At 31.7% G+C, this 19,560-nt stretch carries 17 protein-coding genes; 7 read left to right on the plus strand and 10 right to left on the minus strand.

Translation table 11 applies throughout. From position 1 onward, the window contains the following. Nucleotides 1-28: 28 nt before the first annotated feature. Together ACREWB_RS01760 and ACREWB_RS01765 are read left to right on the plus strand one after the other, a co-directional pair. Nucleotides 29-739, plus strand: a complete 711-nt coding sequence (locus tag ACREWB_RS01760) for a response regulator transcription factor (protein WP_431545764.1) — start codon at nt 29-31, stop codon at nt 737-739. Continuing rightward, nucleotides 736-1,977 (plus strand): HAMP domain-containing sensor histidine kinase, encoded by a 1,242-nt coding sequence (locus tag ACREWB_RS01765; protein WP_431545765.1) that lies wholly within the window; start codon nt 736-738, stop codon nt 1,975-1,977. Before ACREWB_RS01760 ends, ACREWB_RS01765 begins: the two co-directional genes overlap by 4 nt. A 33-nt stretch (nt 1,978-2,010) precedes the next feature. Here ACREWB_RS01765 and ACREWB_RS01770 read toward each other — a convergent pair whose 3' ends face one another. Continuing rightward, nucleotides 2,011-3,264 carry an MFS transporter gene (locus tag ACREWB_RS01770; RefSeq protein WP_431545766.1) on the minus strand — a complete coding sequence of 418 codons (1,254 nt, stop codon included), beginning with the start codon at nt 3,262-3,264 and terminating at the stop codon, nt 2,011-2,013. Nucleotides 3,265-3,441: 177 nt separating this feature from the next. Here ACREWB_RS01770 and ACREWB_RS01775 point away from each other — a divergent pair, with 177 nt between their 5' ends. After that, nucleotides 3,442-4,260, plus strand: coding sequence for an EFR1 family ferrodoxin (locus ACREWB_RS01775; RefSeq protein ID WP_431545767.1), 819 nt, complete (start codon nt 3,442-3,444; stop codon nt 4,258-4,260). A gap of 51 nt (nt 4,261-4,311) precedes the next feature. Here ACREWB_RS01775 and ACREWB_RS01780 read toward each other — a convergent pair whose 3' ends face one another. From ACREWB_RS01780 to ACREWB_RS01790, 3 genes are read right to left on the minus strand one after another with little or no spacing between them, the layout of a single operon-like run. After that, the gene (locus ACREWB_RS01780) at nt 4,312-5,754 is read right to left on the minus strand and encodes an NAD(P)/FAD-dependent oxidoreductase (protein WP_431545768.1); all 1,443 of its coding nucleotides are present in this window, start codon (nt 5,752-5,754) and stop codon (nt 4,312-4,314) included. Beyond that, complete coding sequence (locus ACREWB_RS01785; protein WP_431545769.1) at nt 5,742-7,361, minus strand: N-acyl-D-amino-acid deacylase family protein; 1,620 nt, start codon at nt 7,359-7,361, stop codon at nt 5,742-5,744. The genes ACREWB_RS01780 and ACREWB_RS01785 overlap by 13 nt, the downstream gene beginning before the upstream one ends. A 32-nt stretch (nt 7,362-7,393) precedes the next feature. Then, nucleotides 7,394-7,999 carry a hypothetical protein gene (locus ACREWB_RS01790; protein ID WP_431545770.1) on the minus strand — a complete coding sequence of 202 codons (606 nt, stop codon included), beginning with the start codon at nt 7,997-7,999 and terminating at the stop codon, nt 7,394-7,396. Nucleotides 8,000-8,154: 155 nt separating this feature from the next. On the opposite strand from ACREWB_RS01790, the gene garR reads away from it, so the two are divergent. Both garR and ACREWB_RS01800 read left to right on the plus strand, forming a co-directional pair. Continuing rightward, complete coding sequence (garR, locus tag ACREWB_RS01795) at nt 8,155-9,048, plus strand: 2-hydroxy-3-oxopropionate reductase (RefSeq protein ID WP_431545771.1); 894 nt, start codon at nt 8,155-8,157, stop codon at nt 9,046-9,048. Nucleotides 9,049-9,070: 22 nt separating this feature from the next. Beyond that, a complete protein-coding gene (locus tag ACREWB_RS01800) occupies nt 9,071-10,636 on the plus strand; it encodes a tetratricopeptide repeat protein (RefSeq protein WP_431545772.1) in 1,566 nt (521 codons plus the stop codon). Here ACREWB_RS01800 and ACREWB_RS01805 read toward each other — a convergent pair. The 6 genes from ACREWB_RS01805 to ACREWB_RS01830 all read right to left on the minus strand — a co-directional run bounded on the left by ACREWB_RS01805 (nt 10,626) and on the right by ACREWB_RS01830 (nt 14,779). Next, nucleotides 10,626-11,366, minus strand: a complete 741-nt coding sequence (locus tag ACREWB_RS01805; protein ID WP_431545773.1) for a flavodoxin family protein — start codon at nt 11,364-11,366, stop codon at nt 10,626-10,628. The two genes, ACREWB_RS01800 and ACREWB_RS01805, sit on opposite strands and share 11 nt — an antisense overlap. Before the next feature lie 43 nt (nt 11,367-11,409). Beyond that, nucleotides 11,410-12,051, minus strand: coding sequence for a hypothetical protein (locus tag ACREWB_RS01810; protein WP_431545774.1), 642 nt, complete (start codon nt 12,049-12,051; stop codon nt 11,410-11,412). Between the two features lie 101 nt (nt 12,052-12,152). Continuing rightward, entirely contained in the window at nt 12,153-12,830 is a 678-nt protein-coding gene (locus ACREWB_RS01815) for a DUF1048 domain-containing protein (protein WP_431545775.1), read from the minus strand. Then, the gene (locus tag ACREWB_RS01820) at nt 12,823-13,155 is read right to left on the minus strand and encodes a PadR family transcriptional regulator (protein ID WP_431545776.1); all 333 of its coding nucleotides are present in this window, start codon (nt 13,153-13,155) and stop codon (nt 12,823-12,825) included. The genes ACREWB_RS01815 and ACREWB_RS01820 overlap by 8 nt, the downstream gene beginning before the upstream one ends. A gap of 120 nt (nt 13,156-13,275) precedes the next feature. After that, nucleotides 13,276-13,956: a hypothetical protein gene (locus tag ACREWB_RS01825; protein ID WP_431545777.1), complete on the minus strand. Its 681-nt coding sequence runs from the start codon at nt 13,954-13,956 to the stop codon at nt 13,276-13,278. A 106-nt stretch (nt 13,957-14,062) separates the two neighbouring features. Then, complete coding sequence (locus ACREWB_RS01830; protein WP_431545778.1) at nt 14,063-14,779, minus strand: SGNH/GDSL hydrolase family protein; 717 nt, start codon at nt 14,777-14,779, stop codon at nt 14,063-14,065. 305 nt (nt 14,780-15,084) lie between these two features. Between ACREWB_RS01830 and ACREWB_RS01835 the strand changes: the two genes are divergently transcribed. Next, nucleotides 15,085-18,513 (plus strand): pyruvate carboxylase, encoded by a 3,429-nt coding sequence (locus ACREWB_RS01835; protein ID WP_431545779.1) that lies wholly within the window; start codon nt 15,085-15,087, stop codon nt 18,511-18,513. Between the two features lie 167 nt (nt 18,514-18,680). After that, nucleotides 18,681-19,553 (plus strand): polyamine aminopropyltransferase, encoded by an 873-nt coding sequence (speE, locus tag ACREWB_RS01840; protein ID WP_431545780.1) that lies wholly within the window; start codon nt 18,681-18,683, stop codon nt 19,551-19,553. The last annotated feature ends 7 nt before the right edge of the window (nt 19,554-19,560 follow it).

Raw genomic sequence — 19,560 nt, forward strand, 5'->3', positions numbered from 1 at the left:
ACAATATTTAAAATGAGGTGAAAAAAGTATGAATAGATTATTATTAGTTGAAGATGATGAATCATTGGCCATTGGAATAGAATTTTCGCTTAAAGATGGTGGCTACGAGGTATCTAGAGCTGGATCGGTAGAAGGCGGAAAAAAACTATTCCTTTTAGAAGGGTTTGATTTAGTTTTATTAGATGTTAACTTGCCAGATGGAAATGGATATGAATTATGTAAGTACATAAGGGGTATTAGTGATGTGCCAATAATATTTCTAACAGCCTGTGATGAAGAGGTTAATATAGTTCAAGGTCTTGAAATAGGTGGAGATGATTATATAACAAAGCCTTTTCGCGTAAGAGAACTTTTATCAAGGATAAATGCGCTAATTAGAAGAAGTTCTAAAAATATAATAAACTCTCAAAATATATTAGTAGAAAATATATTGAAAAGTGGAAATATAATTGTTGATAATGTAAAAGGATCAGTAAGGAAAAATGGTGAGATTATAAATCTTACAGCGCAAGAATACAAACTTTTACTAATATTCATGAATAAACCTAATGTTTTAATGAAGAGGGAGGAGATATTAGGTGAATTATTAGAAGGGGAAGACCCTTTTTTTGATGAAAACACGCTATCTGTTTATATTAAGAGAATAAGGGATAAAATAGAAGACAATCCAAGAGAACCTGGGTATATAGTTAACAAACGAGGACTGGGGTATAAGTGGAATAAGGATACAATAATATGAAGAGATATTTTATTAATTCAGAACTTAAAATAAGTACAGCTGTTCTTTTGATTTTAATGGCTTTATTTTTAATAATTACATCTTTAGCTTTAAAAGTGAATCATGATAACTTAAAAGCTGATTATATAAAAAGCTTAGGAGCAATTGCTAAGAGGGTAGTTTTAGAAAATCCTGAAATGGAGGAGAAAATCATACCTCTTATTACTAAGGAAATTTCTGTGGAAGAGGCTTCAAGTGGAAGTGAATTTCTAAAACAATATGGGTTAACACAGGATTTAGAAGATTCGCTTTTCCCATATGTTGGCCCAACTATTATAAAAAATAACTACGTAATTATATTTGTTTTTATTATTATGACCGCAATATTATTTACACTTAACTATTTTCAATATAGTTATTTCTATAAGCGGATAAGAAAATTAACATATGCTGCTAAAAAGGTAGTTGAGGGTGATTATGACATAGAAATAAATGAAAATAAAGAAGGGGATTTTTCAAAGCTGGCGATTTCTTTTAATTCAATGAGAGGAATCATAAGGAGTAATTTAAGTGATCTTAGGAGAGAAAAACAGTTTTTAGTGGATTTATTATCAGATATTTCCCATCAGCTAAAAACTCCACTTTCCTCTGTGATTTTATATAACGATATTATGGTTACAAAGCAGTTGCCTGAAAATCAAAGGTTGGATTTTTTACTAAATAATCAAAATCAATTAGAGAAGATGAACTGGCTCATAAAAAATATACTCAAGCTTGCTAAATTGGACGCCAAGGCCATAGAAATTGTGAAAGATGCGCAAAGCTTAAATGAAACGGTGCAAGATGCAATAGATTCACTGGAGTGCAAGGCCTTTGAGGCAAAGGTTAATGTTATTTTTAGTGAGAGTTACGAGATAGTTTTTAAACACGATAGGTTGTGGCTTGAGGAGGCAATCATTAATATTATAAAGAATGCTATTGAACATACGCCACAAGATGGAACTATAAGACTAGAACTAATGGAAAATGCATTGTATACAAGAATTATAATAGAAGATACAGGAGAAGGCATAATGGAGGCGGATTTGCCTAATATATTTAAGCGTTTTTATAAAGCTAAAACCGTAAGGAAAAGTGAATCCATTGGAATAGGGCTAGCTCTTTCAAAATCAATTGTTGAAGCTCATAATGGAATGATTGAAGTTCGAAGCGTGATGGGAATAGGAACTAAATTTACTATTACACTTTTAAAATTCTAATTACATATATTGGTGGAACAAAAAAGGCAAAATCTAATTTAAAGTAGATTTTGCCTTTTTTCTATATTTAACCCATATTATAAGTAACAATATTAATACAACTGTACAAATACCAGATAATATAAAACAAAATCTAGCTCCATATTTCTCTGCTATAAAGCCTGAGAATAGGCTTCCTATTGGAGTGAATCCAGCAAACACAAGCGAATATACACTCATTACACGGCCTCTGTATTCATCTTCAGAATTTAGTTGTAACGTGGAATTAGCGGTTGTAGAAAAAAACAGATTTAACATTCCAGTTATAGCTAAACTTAGTGCAGTTAAGTAAAATACGTTACTAAGGCCTGTAAAAATAAGCATTATTCCAATGCCAATAGAGCCACCTATCATAAGAGTCTTTTGGGGTGTACCTTTACTTTTAAAGGTTACGAGAAGTGCACCAACAAGGGAACCTGCTCCAAGTGCAGATAACAAAACACCATAAGTTTTTGCACCCATATGGAGTACATTTTTAGTGAATACAGGGATTAAAACAGCATAGTTAAAAACAAATACTCCCATAATACTAACTAATATTAAGGTTTCGAGTAAAATAGGTTTGTCTTTTATATACTTAAGGCCATCCACTATTTCCTTTATTATGCCTTTTTCAGAGGTTTTCATTCTAACATAAGTAACTGCTTCAATATGTACAAGTCCATAGATTACTGCCATAAAGCTAAAACCATTTAATAAAAAACACCAACCTGCTCCAAGGTACCCCATAAGCATAGCCCCGATAGCAGGTCCAATAATTCTTGCTAAATTAAAAGTGGCAGAATTTAAAGCGATGGCATTCATCAAATCTTCTTTTCCGACTATCTCCATATTAAAAGCTTGCCTAGTTGGCATATCTAAAGTATTGCAAAAACCAAGACATAAAGCTAAAATTATTATGTATTCGTACTTCAATGTATTTGTGAATACTAATGCCGACAATGTAAAAGCTAGTAGCATGGCTACTGTCTGAGTGAATATCAGTATTTTTTTCTTTGGAAACTTATCTGTTAGTACCCCAGCAAATAATGAAAAAAAGGTTACGGGTAAAAACTGCATGGTTCCAACAAGCCCAAGTAAAAATGGAGACCCTGTTAAGGAAAGCACAAGCCAAGACTGCCCTATATTTTGTGTCCAAGTCCCTACTAAGGAAATACACTGTCCAAACCAAAAATATCTATAATTCTTATGTGTAAGAGCATGAAAGTTTATGTTAATAAATCTCTTGGTAGAAGCCTTTATATTCAATTCTATCATCCCCTAATATAATGCATCATTTGTAAAATACTTATCAATTTTAATAATAAGGCTTTATAGTTTCTATTGCAACTATAAAATTATTTATTAGGTGGAAAAGAAACTTGCCACTTGCCACTTGCCACGTGGGTGGCACTTATGGTAAGGTAAAATACGGGGGAGATTTATATGAATAAGAAAGTTAATAAGATGTATTTTAGCGCTACTAGTACAACTAGAAAAGTCGTATCTGGTATAGCAAGGAAAATTTCAGAGAATACTTATATGGATATAGCTATAAATGAAATTGATTTTACAATGCCAGAAATCAGGGAAAAGCCAGTGTGCTTTACAGAAGAAGATGTTGTTATTATTGGAGTTCCAGTTTATGCAGGAAGAGTGCCTAACGTATTATTAAAGTATTTAAATTCTATAGTAGGTAATGCTGCACTTGCAATTCCTGTAGTTGTTTATGGTAACAGAAATTATGATGATGCACTAATAGAACTTAAAGATATACTTGAACTAAATGGGTTTAAAGTTATTGCTGGTGGCGCATTTATAGGAGAACATTCATTTTCTAAAACGCTTGCTAAAAACAGGCCTGATGAAAAAGATATGGACATTGCATGTGACTTTGCAAATCAAATATATAAAAAAATTAAAACTCAAGATAAAACCCAAGCTGTAATTATAAAGGGAAATAAGCCTTATAGAAAATATTATAGGCCTGTGTCTAAAGAGGGGATAACTGTTGATATCAGAAAGGTTATCCCGAAAACAAATAGCAATTGTAATGATTGTAAACTATGCGTAAGTATTTGTCCTATGGGGTCCATTGATTTTGATGATGTATCTAAATTAAATGGAATCTGCATTAAATGTGGGGCTTGTATTAAAAATTGTCCAACTAATGCAAAGTATTATGATGATGCAGAGTATTTAAGACATAAACATGAATTAGAAGATCAGTTTGTCTTTAGAAGAGAGCCGGAGTTATTTATATGAATAGCATAAAACAAACTGAAAGATGATAATCACCCTTCAGTTTGTTTTATGCTATTTGAATTTTCTAATCAAACCTATTTCTGCTCTAACAGGTGATTTGGAATTATTGTTCCCTCTAACTGTAACTTTATCTTCATTAATATTAAGTTCTCTTGCAATTATTGACTTAACCCTGGAACTGCAAAAGCTTCCTTGACAAGGACCCATTCCTGCTCTTGTACGTCTTTTAATAGCGTCTGTAGAGGAGATTGGTATATTTCTATGAATGGCATCTACGATTTCTGACTCAGTTACCTGCTCACATCGGCATATTATATTTTTGGTTGGATCACTATCATCAATTTTTCCACGAAAATCAATGTCTTTCTTAATTATTATGCCTTTTCTATAAGGAGTGAAATTGTTCTTGTCCACAAGATTTAACCCTGAAGTTTTAAGTATAGAAACAACCATTTCAGCGATTGCGGGAGAGGATGTAAGTCCTGGGGAATCTATACCAGCAACATTTATAAACTTTTCAACTATACTCTCCTCAATGATAAAATCACCTTTTTTAGTTGTAGCTCTTATACCTGAAAAAGTAGTTAATGATTTTTTTATATTGAAATCTGGTATTGATTTTCTAGCTGTTTCTATGACATATCTTAGAGTTTCAGCTGTAGTTGATAGATCATCTCTATCACTGACTTCTTCCGCATTAGGTCCTATCATGAAGTTTCCATGATAGGTTGTAGTCACTAATATTCCTTTCCCAACATCTGTGGGAACTTGAAAAATAACGCTATTCACAAAGTGCGATTGATCTTTTCCAAGTAGAATATATTGACCTCTTTTGGGTATTATTTTAAAATCATTAATTCCTACCATAGAAGCTATGGTATCACTGTAAAGACCAGCAGAGTTTACTATGTATCTAGCTTCAATTTGTTCCTCATTAGTATGTACAATAAATTTCTCTTTTAGTTTTTCTATAGATATAACTTCACTTGAAAGCTTAAGTTCTACACCATTTGTGATAGCATTTTCTGTCAATGCGATGGTTAGCTCATAAGGTGAGGTAACTCCAACATTTTTAGCGTAAAGTGCTACAGTTACTGCGCTATTTAAGTAGGGCTCTATTTGAAGTATATTGTCTCCTCTAATGATTTCTAAATCATTACATCCGATTTTTAAACCATTTTCATATAGTGTAGTAATTCTCTTTTCATCTTCCTCATTAAATCCGATGACCAAAGCTCCTGTTTTTCTATATCCAAAATTTAGTTCTCCTTCAAGCTTTTGATACATTTTGTTTCCTTTTGCACATAATTGCCCTTTAAGTGTACCGTATTTAGCGGCATATCCTCCATGAACTATGCCACTGTTGGCTTTTGACGCGCCAGTAGTTACATCATCTTCTTTTTCTAAAAGTGCTACTTTTAAATTATATCTCGAAAGTTCTCTTGCTATAGAGGCACCTATTACTCCTGCACCTATAATAATTACATCATACATGTTAGTCCACTCCTTATAACTTTTCCATAACTATTATTAAAAACAATGCCATCTCCTACTGCAACCTTACCATTTAGTACTACGTATTTAACTCCTACAGGAGCTTTAGTTGGATTAAAGTAATCTTCAAAACCTTTAATCTGCTTTAAATCAAATAAAACTATATCCGCAGTTTTTCCTATAGCTATTTCGCCTATATCTTTAAGGCCTAAAGTTTTTGAAGGTAAATATGTTATCTTATATATAGCCTTCTCAAGAGTGAGAGCCTTTTTATCTCTAACAAATTTACCTATAAAAAGAGGAAAGTTGCCATAAAGCCTTGGATGTGGATTTCCAGCTGGTATGCTATCTGAGCCTACCATTTGCAGTGGATGATTTATTAACTTAATGGTATCCTCTTCTGAAAATACATCTAGTGTTACTACTCCTACTCCAAACTTTTCTGATATAAGAAGCTGTAATGCAAAATCAACTGCCTCAATGCCTAATTCTTTAGCAATGGCACCTACAGTCTTTCCAACATATTTTAAATCTATCTTTTCTTTTACTGATGTTATAAGTATTCCATCCCAGCCAGTAATTAAGCTGTAATTGTCCCATCCCGCATAGTGAGTTTTATGACTTTTAAGCTCTTCTTTAAGATTTACAACCATTTGACTATTTTGAAGTCTTTCAACCATTTCTAAGCCACCGCCAGCAGTAACCCAAGGTGGTAAAAGTTGAGTCATAAGAGTGCTTCCTGACAAATATAAATGCTCATCAAAGGTTATTTTTATTCCTTTAGCTACTGCGTTTTCTATGTACCTTATAAGCGTTTGCGCGTCGCATCCCAAATCTTTTGAATTATAAGACCTCATGTGGGATATGTGAAGACGTACCTTAGACTTTTCTGCAATGTAAATCATTTCCTCTAGTGCATTTGTTATAGTGTCGTCATGGTTTCTAAGATGGACCATAACAATTCCATCATATTTTGCTATTACACTACATATATCTATTAATTCGTCTTTTGTACTGAAAATGGCAGGCAAGTATTGAAGGCCAATAGACATGCCAAAAGCACCGGCTTGCATAGCACTTTCTGCAATTTCACACATGGCATTAATTTCCTCTTTAGTTGGTATTCTACTATTAAAGCCCATAACACTTGTCCTAATTGCTCCATGTGAAATTAGAGCTGTGTAATTATTTTTTAGTCCTTTTTTAGATATTTCATTAATATAGTCATACATATTAGAAAAATTCCATTTGAATCCTGGATCTCCAACGACTCCTCTTATATAGTTTTTCCATAGGTTATTTTCATCTTCAATACAAGGAACAACTCCTAAACCGCATTGTCCTACAAGCTCTGTTGTTACCCCTTGCAAAAGTTTTAAATTTTGAATGTTCTCTTCCATAAAAGGTACTAAATCATTATGGCTGTGCACATCAATGAACCCTGGAGAAACTATTAACCCGCTTGCATCAATAACATCTAAAGCTTCTTCATTTATATTACTTTCGATTTCAACTATCTTTCCATCTCTTATGCCTAAATCACCGTGATAAGATGAATTGCCTGTGCCGTCTACAATGAATCCGTTTTTTATTAGAATATCTAACATTTTAATACACTTCCCTTAGGTTAAATTTTATTTTATCTATTGTGTCGCTTCTTAAATGCAACTATAAAAAAAGCTATTATCCCAGTAACAAGTAAAATTAATACAAAACGACTTTGCGGTAGATAGGACTTAACTTTATTACTTCGTGTTATATCCTTTGTTTCTAAACTGCTATCGGCAGGAACAATAGATGCTTTTTTATTTTTATCTATTGTTTTTTGTGCTTCAATGTATTTTCCTTCATTTATGTATTCTTCATAGCGAACTACCATTCCATATGGTTCACTAACAAGTTTTAAGGTCTTATAGTCCTCAGATGTGGTTTTAAATACCCATGTGTTATCAATATTATTATCATCTAACAAAACTGCTACAATAAAATCACCTACTTTAGGTATATCACCGGTTCCATAATATTTATCGAACTTTTTGATCTGGATTTCTGATTGCTGAATATTTCCCATCATAATAGTAGAGGTGGTTATACTATATGTGTCATCACTAATAGCAATTATTTTACCTATAAAAAGTGCCTTTTGTTTACCAGACATAATTGACTCAGGAGTATCACCTGCAAAAGAATTTGTGCTAGTAAATAATAAAAATATAAAAATGATAATAGAAATTTTCTTTGCCATACAAAATCCTCCTACCATTGTGTCTTTATTCAATTATACAGTATATTAATGAACTATTCGAATATTTAACAAAAAGTTTATACGTTTTTCATATAAGGCAATGCATGATATAATTAAATTAATTTAAAAATATTAAAGGTGAAAAGGAGTTAATTATGAAGCAGAAAATTGGATTTATAGGAATTGGGATTATGGGTACACCCATGATAAGAAACCTTATGAAAGCAGGTTATGAACTAGTTGTATATAATCACAACGAAAATAATAACTTAAAAGAGCTAGTAAAGGAAGGGGCAGTGCAAGCATTTTCTCCAAGGGAAGTTGCAGAAAAAACTAATGTTATTATAACAATGGTTCCTGATTCGCCTCAGGTTTACGAAGTGATTTTAGAAAAAAATGGTGTAATTGAAGGAGCTAGACAAGGAACAATTGTAATAGACATGAGTTCTATTTCGCCTAAGGTTACTAAAAAAATTGCAGGCAAGCTTTTAGAAAAGAAAATTCGCATGTTAGATGCTCCGGTTAGTGGGGGAGATACAGGTGCAATTAAAGGCACATTAGCAATTATGGTAGGTGGCAAACAGGAAGATTTCAATGAATGTATAGATATATTTAGTGCCATGGGGTCATCTGTTACGCTTGTAGGTGAAAATGGAGCAGGACAAATTACAAAGCTTGCAAACAATATGATTGTTGCAATAAATATAGCAGCCGTGTCTGAAGCACTTGTTTATGCAGCTAAGGCTGGAGTTGATCCTGAAAAGGTTTATAAGGCAATAAGAGGTGGAAGTGCAGGTAGTAGTGTTTTAGATAATAAATTTCCAAAGATGATAAATCGTGATTTTAATCCTGGGTTTAAAGTGAATTTACATATAAAAGATCTTAAAAATGCTATAGAATCAGGACATGAGGTAGGTTCAATATTGCCACTGACTACAGATGTAATGGAGATTATGCAATCTTTAAGAGTCGATGGACTTGAATTAGATGACCACAGTTCCATTGTGAAATTTTATGAGAAGCTTTCAAATATAAAGATGGGAAAGTAAGACAAAGCTAGGGGGAATTAAATTGTCAAAAACTGCAGTTATACTTGAAGCTGAAAGCCAATTATCAGAGTCTATGTTATGGGGTCTACAGAAAGATTTCTTTGCAAATCAAGGCCCAGAGGCTTGGACTAAGGGTATTGTACCACAGTATATAACTACCAATCCTTATATTGCAAATTTGTATGCTAAAACTATATTTGGGTACTGTAGGGACTATGTTACAAGGACGGATATAGAAAAAAACTCTACTATATACATAATGGAGCTTGCTTCAGGAGTAGGTCGATTTACCTATACCTTTCTTAAAAGATTTTTACAACTAATAGAGAATTCGTCCCTTAAGGGACTGAAATTTAAATATGTAGTAACTGATTTTTCGGAAAAGAATATTGAATATTGGATGAATCATAGCTTTTTAAAGCCTTATTTTGATTGTGGAGTGCTAGACTGCGCAACCTTTGATATATCAAAAGATGATCAGCTTAAGTTAAGACACAGTGGGGAAGTTTTATCTAGTGGAAATCTTAAAAATCCATTGATTTTAATTGCTAATTATACATTTGACAGCCTTCCACAAGATACCTTTTATGTGAACAAGGGGGAAATCTATGAGGGTCTGATTACAATAACATCACCAGAGGTAAAGCCTAACCCTACGGATAAATCTATACTGGCCGGTTTGGATTATTATTATACAGACAATAAAATTGTGGGTAATAATTATTATGAAGACGATGATTTTAATAATGTACTTTTATATTACAAAAATCATTTGGAAGACACAAGTTTTTCTGTACCTATAATGGCATTACGAGCTATATCTAGGTTAAAAAAATCCTTTAATGATGATATAATTTTAATATCCGCGGATAAAGGTTATAAAAATGAAAAAGAAATGCACAAGAATTCTCATCCGTTTTTATCAAAACACGGCTGCATTTCTATGACAGTTAACTTTCATTCATTAGAACAATATTTTAAAAATATTGGCGGAAAAGCCTTGCATAGCATCTATGATCATGAAAATATAAACATGTCACTATTTTTACTTAGCAATAGTTCTCATGATTTTGTAGAAACCACAATGGCTTATAAGGAAATTATTGAAAGTATAGGACCAGATGATTTTTATATTTTGAAAAAAGCAGTTGTGCCTCTAAGCGAATCTTTAGAAACAAAACAAATCCTAACCTTTCTTCGCTTTACTGTTTGGGATGCAAGAACCTTCCAAGAAGTATATAATATATTGACTGAAAGAATGGATACTGAAGAAGATTTTCCAATAGAGGAACTGGTTATAGTAATGAACAAAGTTTGGGAACATTATTTTCCTATAGGTGAAGAGGGGGATTTAGCATACTATATAGGCTTATTGTTTACTTATATTGGTTATGATAATGACGCCTTAAGATTTTTTGAATATTCACTTGAATTATATGGTGCTAGTGCTGAAATTTATTATAGAATTGCAGTTTGTTTTTACAATTTAAGCAAAATTGAAACAGCACTAGAGTTTGCAGAAAAATCACTAGAATTAGATCAGAGTTTTGAAGAGTGTAAAACGCTAAAAACTTTAATTACGGGGTAAGTTTTTTATTTACCATTTTATTTAAAAATTTACCAAAGCTTGTGGATATTAGTCTGTTAAAGATATTTATTCTGCATTTAAAATAATATGAATCAGAAAACCATCCTTTTTCACTCCAATACTCTGTGTCTAGGCCCACTAGTTTATAGGAGAGTACCTTCTGAACTTGGAAATTTATAAGGGAATTTAATGAAGGCTTATAATTTTCTTTACGCATACTAAGATGGTTAATAAAATTCTCGCATTCACTTTGCGAGATTTTATTGTTTATTGTTCGAATATTTCTACCTATTTCGCCAGCATTAAATCCACCCCATTGAACTACAACTCTCTGTAAATATTTTAAAGTGGATTTAAGACCAGAGCCTTTGGTTGTGGATATTACAAGAATGGGTTTGCCATAAATTTGGGGACGATGAAACCAGCTGCAGGTTCTATCAACAAATGTCTTTAGTTTTCCAGATACATTTTCCATATAAACTGGTGAAGTTAAAATTAGTCCATCACACAATCTGATTTTATCCATTATACTTTCTACCTGATCATCTAAAACGCAGCCACCTTTAACCAAACAATGTTCACAACCAATGCAAGCTTTAATATCATAATCAAAGAGGTTTAATATTTCTATATCAATATTGTGACTTTTTAATATTTCACTAATCTGAACAATTAGACCGTAAGTATTCATTTTTCTACTACTTGAATTTATTGCCAGTACTTTTAACATTATAAGTACATCCCCCTTATTTTCATTGTAAAACTAATGTAATTTAGTCTTTCATTTCTTTAATCTCATCTAACATTAAAATATTTAATCTATTTATTTCTCTTCTTTTTTTCATTCTTTCTTTTATCACTTTACTCCTATAATCTATCTCAATTAATTCAACTTCCGATTTCATTGAATCGCAAATTTCATATATCTTTTTAAACTGTATTGCTGTTTGCTCGAATTCTTCATCAAAATTAACTATATCTTTATTCTCGTAAACCATTTTAAGTGACTCTAATTGATATCTTATTGTTGTAGAAAATTGTATAAGAAGGTCCTCTGGTTTAATTTTATAAAGATATAATAATAGTTCTGTGTAAATTCTATAAAGAGTATCGTTGTCAAAAATATCTAGATTAACTTTACTGTAACCTAAACTAACCTTTAAATTTATGTGAAGTAATTTCCTTATTGTATTAGTATAGCTTTCGCAATCATGTAATCCATAAAGTGTAGCACTATTTTCTACTTGCTTAAAGAATTCATTTATTTCTTCAAAACTTACAAATAGTCTTATTTCACTATCCATTCTTATTAATCTAACCTGCTTTGTATCTTTAGAAATGTCTCCATTGCTTAAAAACAATTTGCCTTCTGTAGCACCTTTTATATCACTTACACACATCCACGTATCTGACAATTAGAAATCACCTCCTAAGTTTGTATTTTATAATTTTATGATTTCATATACATGTATTATAACTTGTATCTTTAATTTTTATCAATATATATATATATTAGTTATTTTTCTGATAAATATTTACCGGAAAAATATAAAACAAGACCAATAATAAGAACTATAAACATATTTACTTTAAATACTAATATTTCTCCTAAAAATACGTAACAAACAATAGGTATACTAATCCATAGACAGGCTTTCCCCCAAAGTTTAAAAAACTCTTTTATTTTACTGCAATTAACAGATTGCTTAAAGCAAGTTTTTTTTGTGTAAGAGAAAATAAAAATGATTGCCAAACCTATAAGTAAAAACTGAAAAATCATTCCCAAATTAAAGTTTAGATTAAATGTAAAATTGCTAAGACTGGATACTATAATAACGGTTAAATTTTGTATAATATAATTAATAATTGATAGTATTATTATAAACTGCCCTGCGAACATAATATAATCACTATAGAGTGATAGATAATTATAGCTTGATTTATAAGTATTTACTATTTCTTCACAGTAATGTTTAATATCAGGTGTGCCTAACACACTTTCAATACTTACACCTTGCTCTTCTGCATTTAAGAAACTGTCTAGTATCTGTTGAAGAAATTCTTCTGCATCTTTTATTTTTATATTAGACATTCTTATATAGACTACAATGTCAGTAAATATAACTTTGTTTTCTTTGGATAAGTTTTCAGAAGCTGTATTTAATTGTTTTATTAGCGATTTTGTTTTATTCATTTAATTCTTCCCCCAATATCTTATTAACTGATTTTGAAATTTTATCCCAGGAGTTACAAAAATCTGAGAATTCATCTTTCCCTAGTTTAGTTAGAGAATAGTATTTTCGCTTTGGTCCAAGTGGAGAGTCTCTGCTAATTGATGATAACAAACCATTTTTCTCTAGTCTAATTAGCAGTGGATATAAAGTTCCTTCAGATAAATCATCAAAACCATTGTTTTTTAATGAACTGTATAATTCATATCCGTAAGTTTCCTTTTGTAAAATTATTTTCAAAATACAACCTTCTAGAATTCCTTTCAATAGCTGAGAAGAATTTGCCATTTTATATCACCTACCTTGCAATGCATCTTAGTAGCTATATTGTATTGCAAGTATGCTATTATGTCAAGGACTGGATAAAGTATAGCCCTTAAGATTATTAATCTTAAGGGCTATACTTTATTACTCGTTATTATTTTGTAATTCATCAAATCTTTTCATTACCTCAGTGTAGGTGTCTTTGCAAATCTGTGGTAAATCACTTTTGGTTGCACTATTAAACTCTAATCCGGCCTCTGAAAAACCTTTTTCCACAGCATCTCTCATTTGTTGTAATTTTTGGGGGTCATCTCCTGCAATAGCCTTTGCCATAGTCATTATACGATCTGCCACTGCATTTACAGAATATGCGCCGCCTTCTTCTATTGCTTTAGCAGCACCTTCTGGAGTTGTTGCCAGTTGTGGGTATGCATTTTTAACAGAACCAAATATTTTAGTAAGTAAATCTGTAGTTTTTTTAGGCATTTGATCTGTCTCATTTTGGATTGATTTTCCTAGTAATCTATTTTGAATATTTATTGTGTCACGTATGAATTTTTTTATGAGATCTGTTTTAAAATTTGCTTGTTCTTCTTTTAAAGCTTTAACTTCTTCTGTGGAAAGTTTTTTCCTTAAAGGCTTATAAGTTGGATTTGTTTCATCTGTTTCTGTAGATTTAATAAATGTATCAGTTTTTAAATCTTTCGATTCCTCTTTAATTTTTGAAGGATTACTATTTTCATCATTTTTAGAAACTACTTTTCTTGTATCATTTGTAAGTGCATAATTTGATGTGGTTGTCTCATTAATTCCAATTATATTCATATATCTAAATACTTCCCCCCCTTTGTCATTATTATTTTTTTGTCTTGTTATATTATCGTTTAATTTCGTGCTAACTTAACAACAACAGGGGTATAAGGTTTAATAATTACGATTGTAATAAAAAATTATAGTTATCACTCATAAATTTTAAAATAACAGTTGCTATTAATGATTGACCACCAACATTTGGATGTATTCCATCTTTACATAAGAACTGAGTATAATCGCTATACTTTAAAAACTCTGTTCTCACATCTATAAGCACAGTATTAGTGGCATTAGCTACCTCAGTGATTATATTGTTATATGAATTATGCCAGTTAAAAATATTATCCTTTGTACCTAACCATTGTAAAATGTTTTGCTCGGAAGATGCATCTTCTTTTGCAACCCATTTAAAATATTTTAGTGGATCCAGTGGTGGTAAGGTCATAAGAATAGGGAGTATGTGATTAGTTTTTAATGTGTCTATCATGGAAAGCAGTGTTTCGCGAAAAGTAGAAATATCAGTATTTGGTTTGTATTCCATGTCAGGATTTTTAGCAATATCATCCCAATTATAATCGCAGTCATTACCGCCAAATTCTATTAAAACAACATCAGGTGATTTTTTGATAACATCATTATACATTTTACTTGCACCACGTATAATTGTATTACCAAATTTACCGGCATTGTATACTTTCCCTTTTATTTTATCAGAAAGGATGGTAGTAAAGTTTTCTTTAGATGGTGTATATTTAGATTTTATATCATCATAAATAATTCCCCTTGTAATAGAATCACCAAAGGTTACAAAAATGTAACTATCTTTTATTTCCATAATTAACCTCCATAAAATTTAATTATAACGTATAAATTGATTAGATTAATTCATTTAATATATATTAATAATATATCATATAAATACTAACAATTCAATACATAGTTATTAAAACTATGTATTGAATATTTATTTATCTTCTCCTAAAGTTTGAAGAATTATTCTTTAAGTTATCTTTTACTATTTTTATAAAAATATGACGGTCTGAGAAAATTAAATTGCATTCTTACTAAATATACTGTATCCTATTAAATAATGATAATGAATAATAAAGTGAGTTAAAGGTTAAAACAGGGGGTATTAAAGTGAAAAAATTTAAAAGAGTATTAGTAGCGAATAGAGGCGAAATTGCCATAAGAATTTTTAGGGCCTGTCATGAACTGGGAATTCGTACGGTGGCAATTTATTCTAATGAGGACAAATATTCACTGTTTAAAACTAAGGCAGATGAAGCTTATTTAATTGGAGAAAATAGAAGTCCTGTTGATGCTTATCTAAACATTGAAGAAATAATCAGTATTGCACTTAAAAAAGGGGTAGATGCCATTCACCCTGGGTATGGATTTTTATCAGAGAACCCTGAATTTGCAAAAAAATGTACTAGAGCAGGTATTGAATTTATAGGACCAACGGCAGAAATGATGGATAAACTTGGGGATAAAATTAAATCTAAAATTGTAGCAAAGGCGGTAGGAGTTCCTACAATACCTGGCGATGAAAAAAATATTGAAACAATAGAGGACGCTACGAAACTAGCAAGGAAATGTGGTTATCCCGTTATGCTAAAGGCAGTTGCTGGTGGCGGTGGTCGTGGTATGAGAATTGTAAAAAATGAAGAAGAACTCGCTTCATCTTATAAAAGTGCCAGGAGTGAAGCAAAAAAAGCATTTGGTATAGATAAGCTTTTTATAGAAAAATATCTTGAAAAGTCTAAACATATAGAAGTACAGGTTCTTGGTGATAAATTTGGCAACATTGTTCATTTGCACGAAAGGGATTGTTCTATTCAAAGAAGGCACCAAAAGGTTGTAGAGTATACACCCGCTTTCTCAATATCAGAGGAGAAAAGAAATGAAATATGTAGTGATGCATTAAAAATAGCTAAATCAGTAAATTATATAAGTGCTGGAACCTTGGAGTTTTTAGTAGATATACATGGAAACCATTATTTTATAGAAATGAATCCTAGGATTCAAGTTGAACATACCGTTACAGAGATGGTAACAGGTATTGATATAGTGCAAAGTCAAATACTTATAGCAGAAGATTACGCACTAAATTCTTGTGAAATAGGAATTAACTCTCAAGAAGATGTTAAAGTCCGAGGTTTTTCTATTCAATGTCGTATAACAACAGAGGATCCTTCTAATAATTTTGCACCAGATACTGGGAAAATAGAAGAGTATAGAACGGGTTCTGGCTTTGGAATAAGGCTAGATGGTGGTAATGGGTTTGCAGGAGCGGTAATCAGCCCCTATTATGATAGTCTTCTTGTAAAGAATATTTCATGGTCTAGGACCTTTAAGGATGCTATAAAGAAGTCCATAAGAGCTGTGGAAGAAACTAAAATTACAGGAGTAAAGACTAATATAGGTTTTTTAATTAATGTATTGAATCATCCTACTTTTTTAAAGGGGGAATGTAATACAGATTTTATTGAGGAAAATACTGATTTAATATCCATTGCACCTAAGGCAGATGAAGAAAATAGATTGCTAAAATTCATTGGAGAAAAAGTAGTGAATGAAACTAATGGCATTAAAAAACTTTATGATGTGCCGCTTGTTCCTAATATTATAGAGCCTAAAAAATTAAGTGGAACAAAACAGATTTTAGATATTCAAGGTACACAGGGTCTTTTAAAATGGATTAAAGAGCAAAATAAATTACTCTTAACGGATTCTACAATGAGAGATGCTCATCAATCATTAATGGCAACTAGGGTGAGGACAAAGGATATGTTAAAGATAGCAAAAGCTACTTCTATGTATGGAGCGGATTTGTTTTCTCTTGATATGTGGGGGGGAGCTACTTTTGATGTAGCATACCGATATTTAAATGAATCACCATGGGAAAGGCTAATAGAACTAAGAAAGAGAATTCCTAATGTAATGTTCCAGATGCTCATACGTGGCGCCAATGCAGTAGGCTATAAAAATTACCCGGATAATGTAATTCGTGAATTTATTAAAGAATCTGCAAATACAGGTATCGATATTTTCCGAATTTTTGATTCTCTAAATTGGCTAAAAGGGATGGAAGTTTCAATAGATGAAGTTCTTAAAAGTGGCAAGGTTGCAGAAGCTTGCATCTGTTACACCGGAGATATCTTAAACGATAAAAAGGACAAATATAATTTGGATTATTATATTAAGCTAGCAAAGGAAATTGAAAAAACAGGAGCACATATTTTAGGAATAAAAGATATGTCTGCATTACTAAAACCTCATGCTGCATTTAAGTTAGTTGATGCACTAAAGAAAGAGGTAGGAATGCCTATTCATCTTCATACTCATGATACTACAGGCAATGGAGTTGCCACGGTTCTTATGGCAGCTCAGGCTGGCGTTGACATTGTAGATACTGCTTTTAATAGTATGTCAGGACTTACAAGTCAACCAGCTTTAAACTCAATTGTTGCAGCACTTACGAATACTGAAAGGGATACTGGTATAGAACTCAAAGGGATTCAGAAAGTTTCAGATTATTGGGATGCAGTAAGGCCGGTTTACCATAAATTTGAATCGGGACTTAAATCTGGTTCTGCTGAAATTTATCGTTATGAGATTCCAGGAGGTCAATACTCTAATTTGAAACCTCAGGTAGAAAGTTTCGGACTTTCACATAAATTTAGTGAAATTAAGGAAATGTATAAAGTTGTAAATGATATGGTGGGAGACATTGTTAAGGTGACACCATCCTCTAAGATGGTTGGAGACTTTGCAATATTTATGGTTCAAAATGATCTTACACCGGAAAATATATACCAAAAAGCAACTAATATTTCTTTCCCAGATTCTGTTGTAGCATATTTTAAAGGAATGATGGGTCAGCCAATGGGTGGGTTCCCAGAAAAGCTACAGAAATTAGTTTTAAAGGGAGAGGCGCCAATTACATGTAGACCTGGTGAATTACTACCAAACGAGGATTTTGGTAAAATAGAAAAACACTTAATAGAGAAATTTAGTATTATCCCAGACAAAAAAGATATATTAAGCTATTCATTATATCCTGAGGTATTTGAAAGCTATATTAAATACATTAAAGAATTTGGAGATTTAAGTAGAATTGGAAGTGATGTGTATTTCCACGGTCTAAATGTAGGCGAAACTTGTGAAGCAGAAGTTGCTGATGGAAAAGCTTATATGATAAAGCTTCTTAAAATCGATAAATTAGATGCAGAAGGTAATAAAAGCGTTGCTTTTGAGGTAGATGGAAATAGAAGAGAAATAAAAATAAAAGATAGACATAGTAAAAAATTGCAAGAGTTTGAATCGTCAGAAATGGCAGATTCAACAAATCCACTAGAGATTGGAGCACCAATACCGGGAGCTATATTAGCTATTCTTGTAAAAGAAGGTGATACAGTTATTGAAAATCAACCATTAATGACAGTAGAGGCTATGAAAATGGAAACACGTGTAAGTGCTTCAGTAGCAGGTGTGGTTGAGTCAATTAAGGTTAAAGAAGGGCAACAGGTAAAGGCTGGGGAACTTTTAATGAATTTAAAATAGAATTATATAATAAAATAGGTTTTATAGAAGGTACAAAAGAGATAGAGCATTGCTTTATCTCTTTGTGTGCGCTTAGTATAAGCTACCATATTCAAGTTGAATTTTAAAATATGTATGATATAATTTATACAAGTGAGAGCACTTATATATATATTGGAGGAATTATTATGAAAATGAATGAATTACCAAAGTATTTTAAAGAAATAGATAATGAACTATGGTTTGAGGAAGTTGAAGTTGAGAAAAAAGATCTGAAAATAACTTATAAAGTCAATAAATGTTTTTCATATTCAAAATCACCTTATCAAGAAGTAGCTTTGATTGATACGGCAGCATTTGGTCCTTGTCTTGTGCTTGATGGTGTAATGCAGACGACTTCTGCAGATGGGTTTATATATAATGAAATGATTACTCATATTCCGGTACTTACTCATAAAAATCCACGAAATGTGTTGGTAATTGGTGGAGGAGACTGTGGAGCGGTAAGAGAATTGTCAAAATATAAAGAACTTGAGACAATTGATATGGTGGAGCTTGACGAAGTAGTAACAAAAGAATGTATAAAATATCTTCCTAAAATAACTGGAGTTTCTGAATTTGATAAAAGAGTCAATTTTAAATTTGGAGATGGTGTTGAATATGTAAAGACTACTGATATTAAGTATGATGTAATTATGGTTGATTCACCGGATCCTGAGGGTCCAGCTAAGGATTTGTTTGGTGAAGAATTTTATAAAAATGTAAAGAAATCATTAAATTTTGACGGAGTAATGGTATGTCAAAGTGAATCCCCAATGCTTCATCGTAATATAATTGAGAATACAAGAAAGATTTTGAAGAATAACTTTAAATTTGTAAGGACATATATAGCATTTGTACCAACTTATCCAGGAGGATTATGGAGTTTTACAATGGCTTCAGATGTTTATGACCCTATCAATATGGATGTAAATAGATTGCCACAAGAAACTCGTTATTTAACAAAGAAAATTGCTAAATCTTGTTTTGATCTTCCGAATTTCATTAGTGATCTAAAATAAAAAAAAG

It is taken from the genome of Clostridium sp. (assembly GCF_050717635.1).
GTDB lineage: Bacteria > Bacillota > Clostridia > Clostridiales > Clostridiaceae > Clostridium_AD.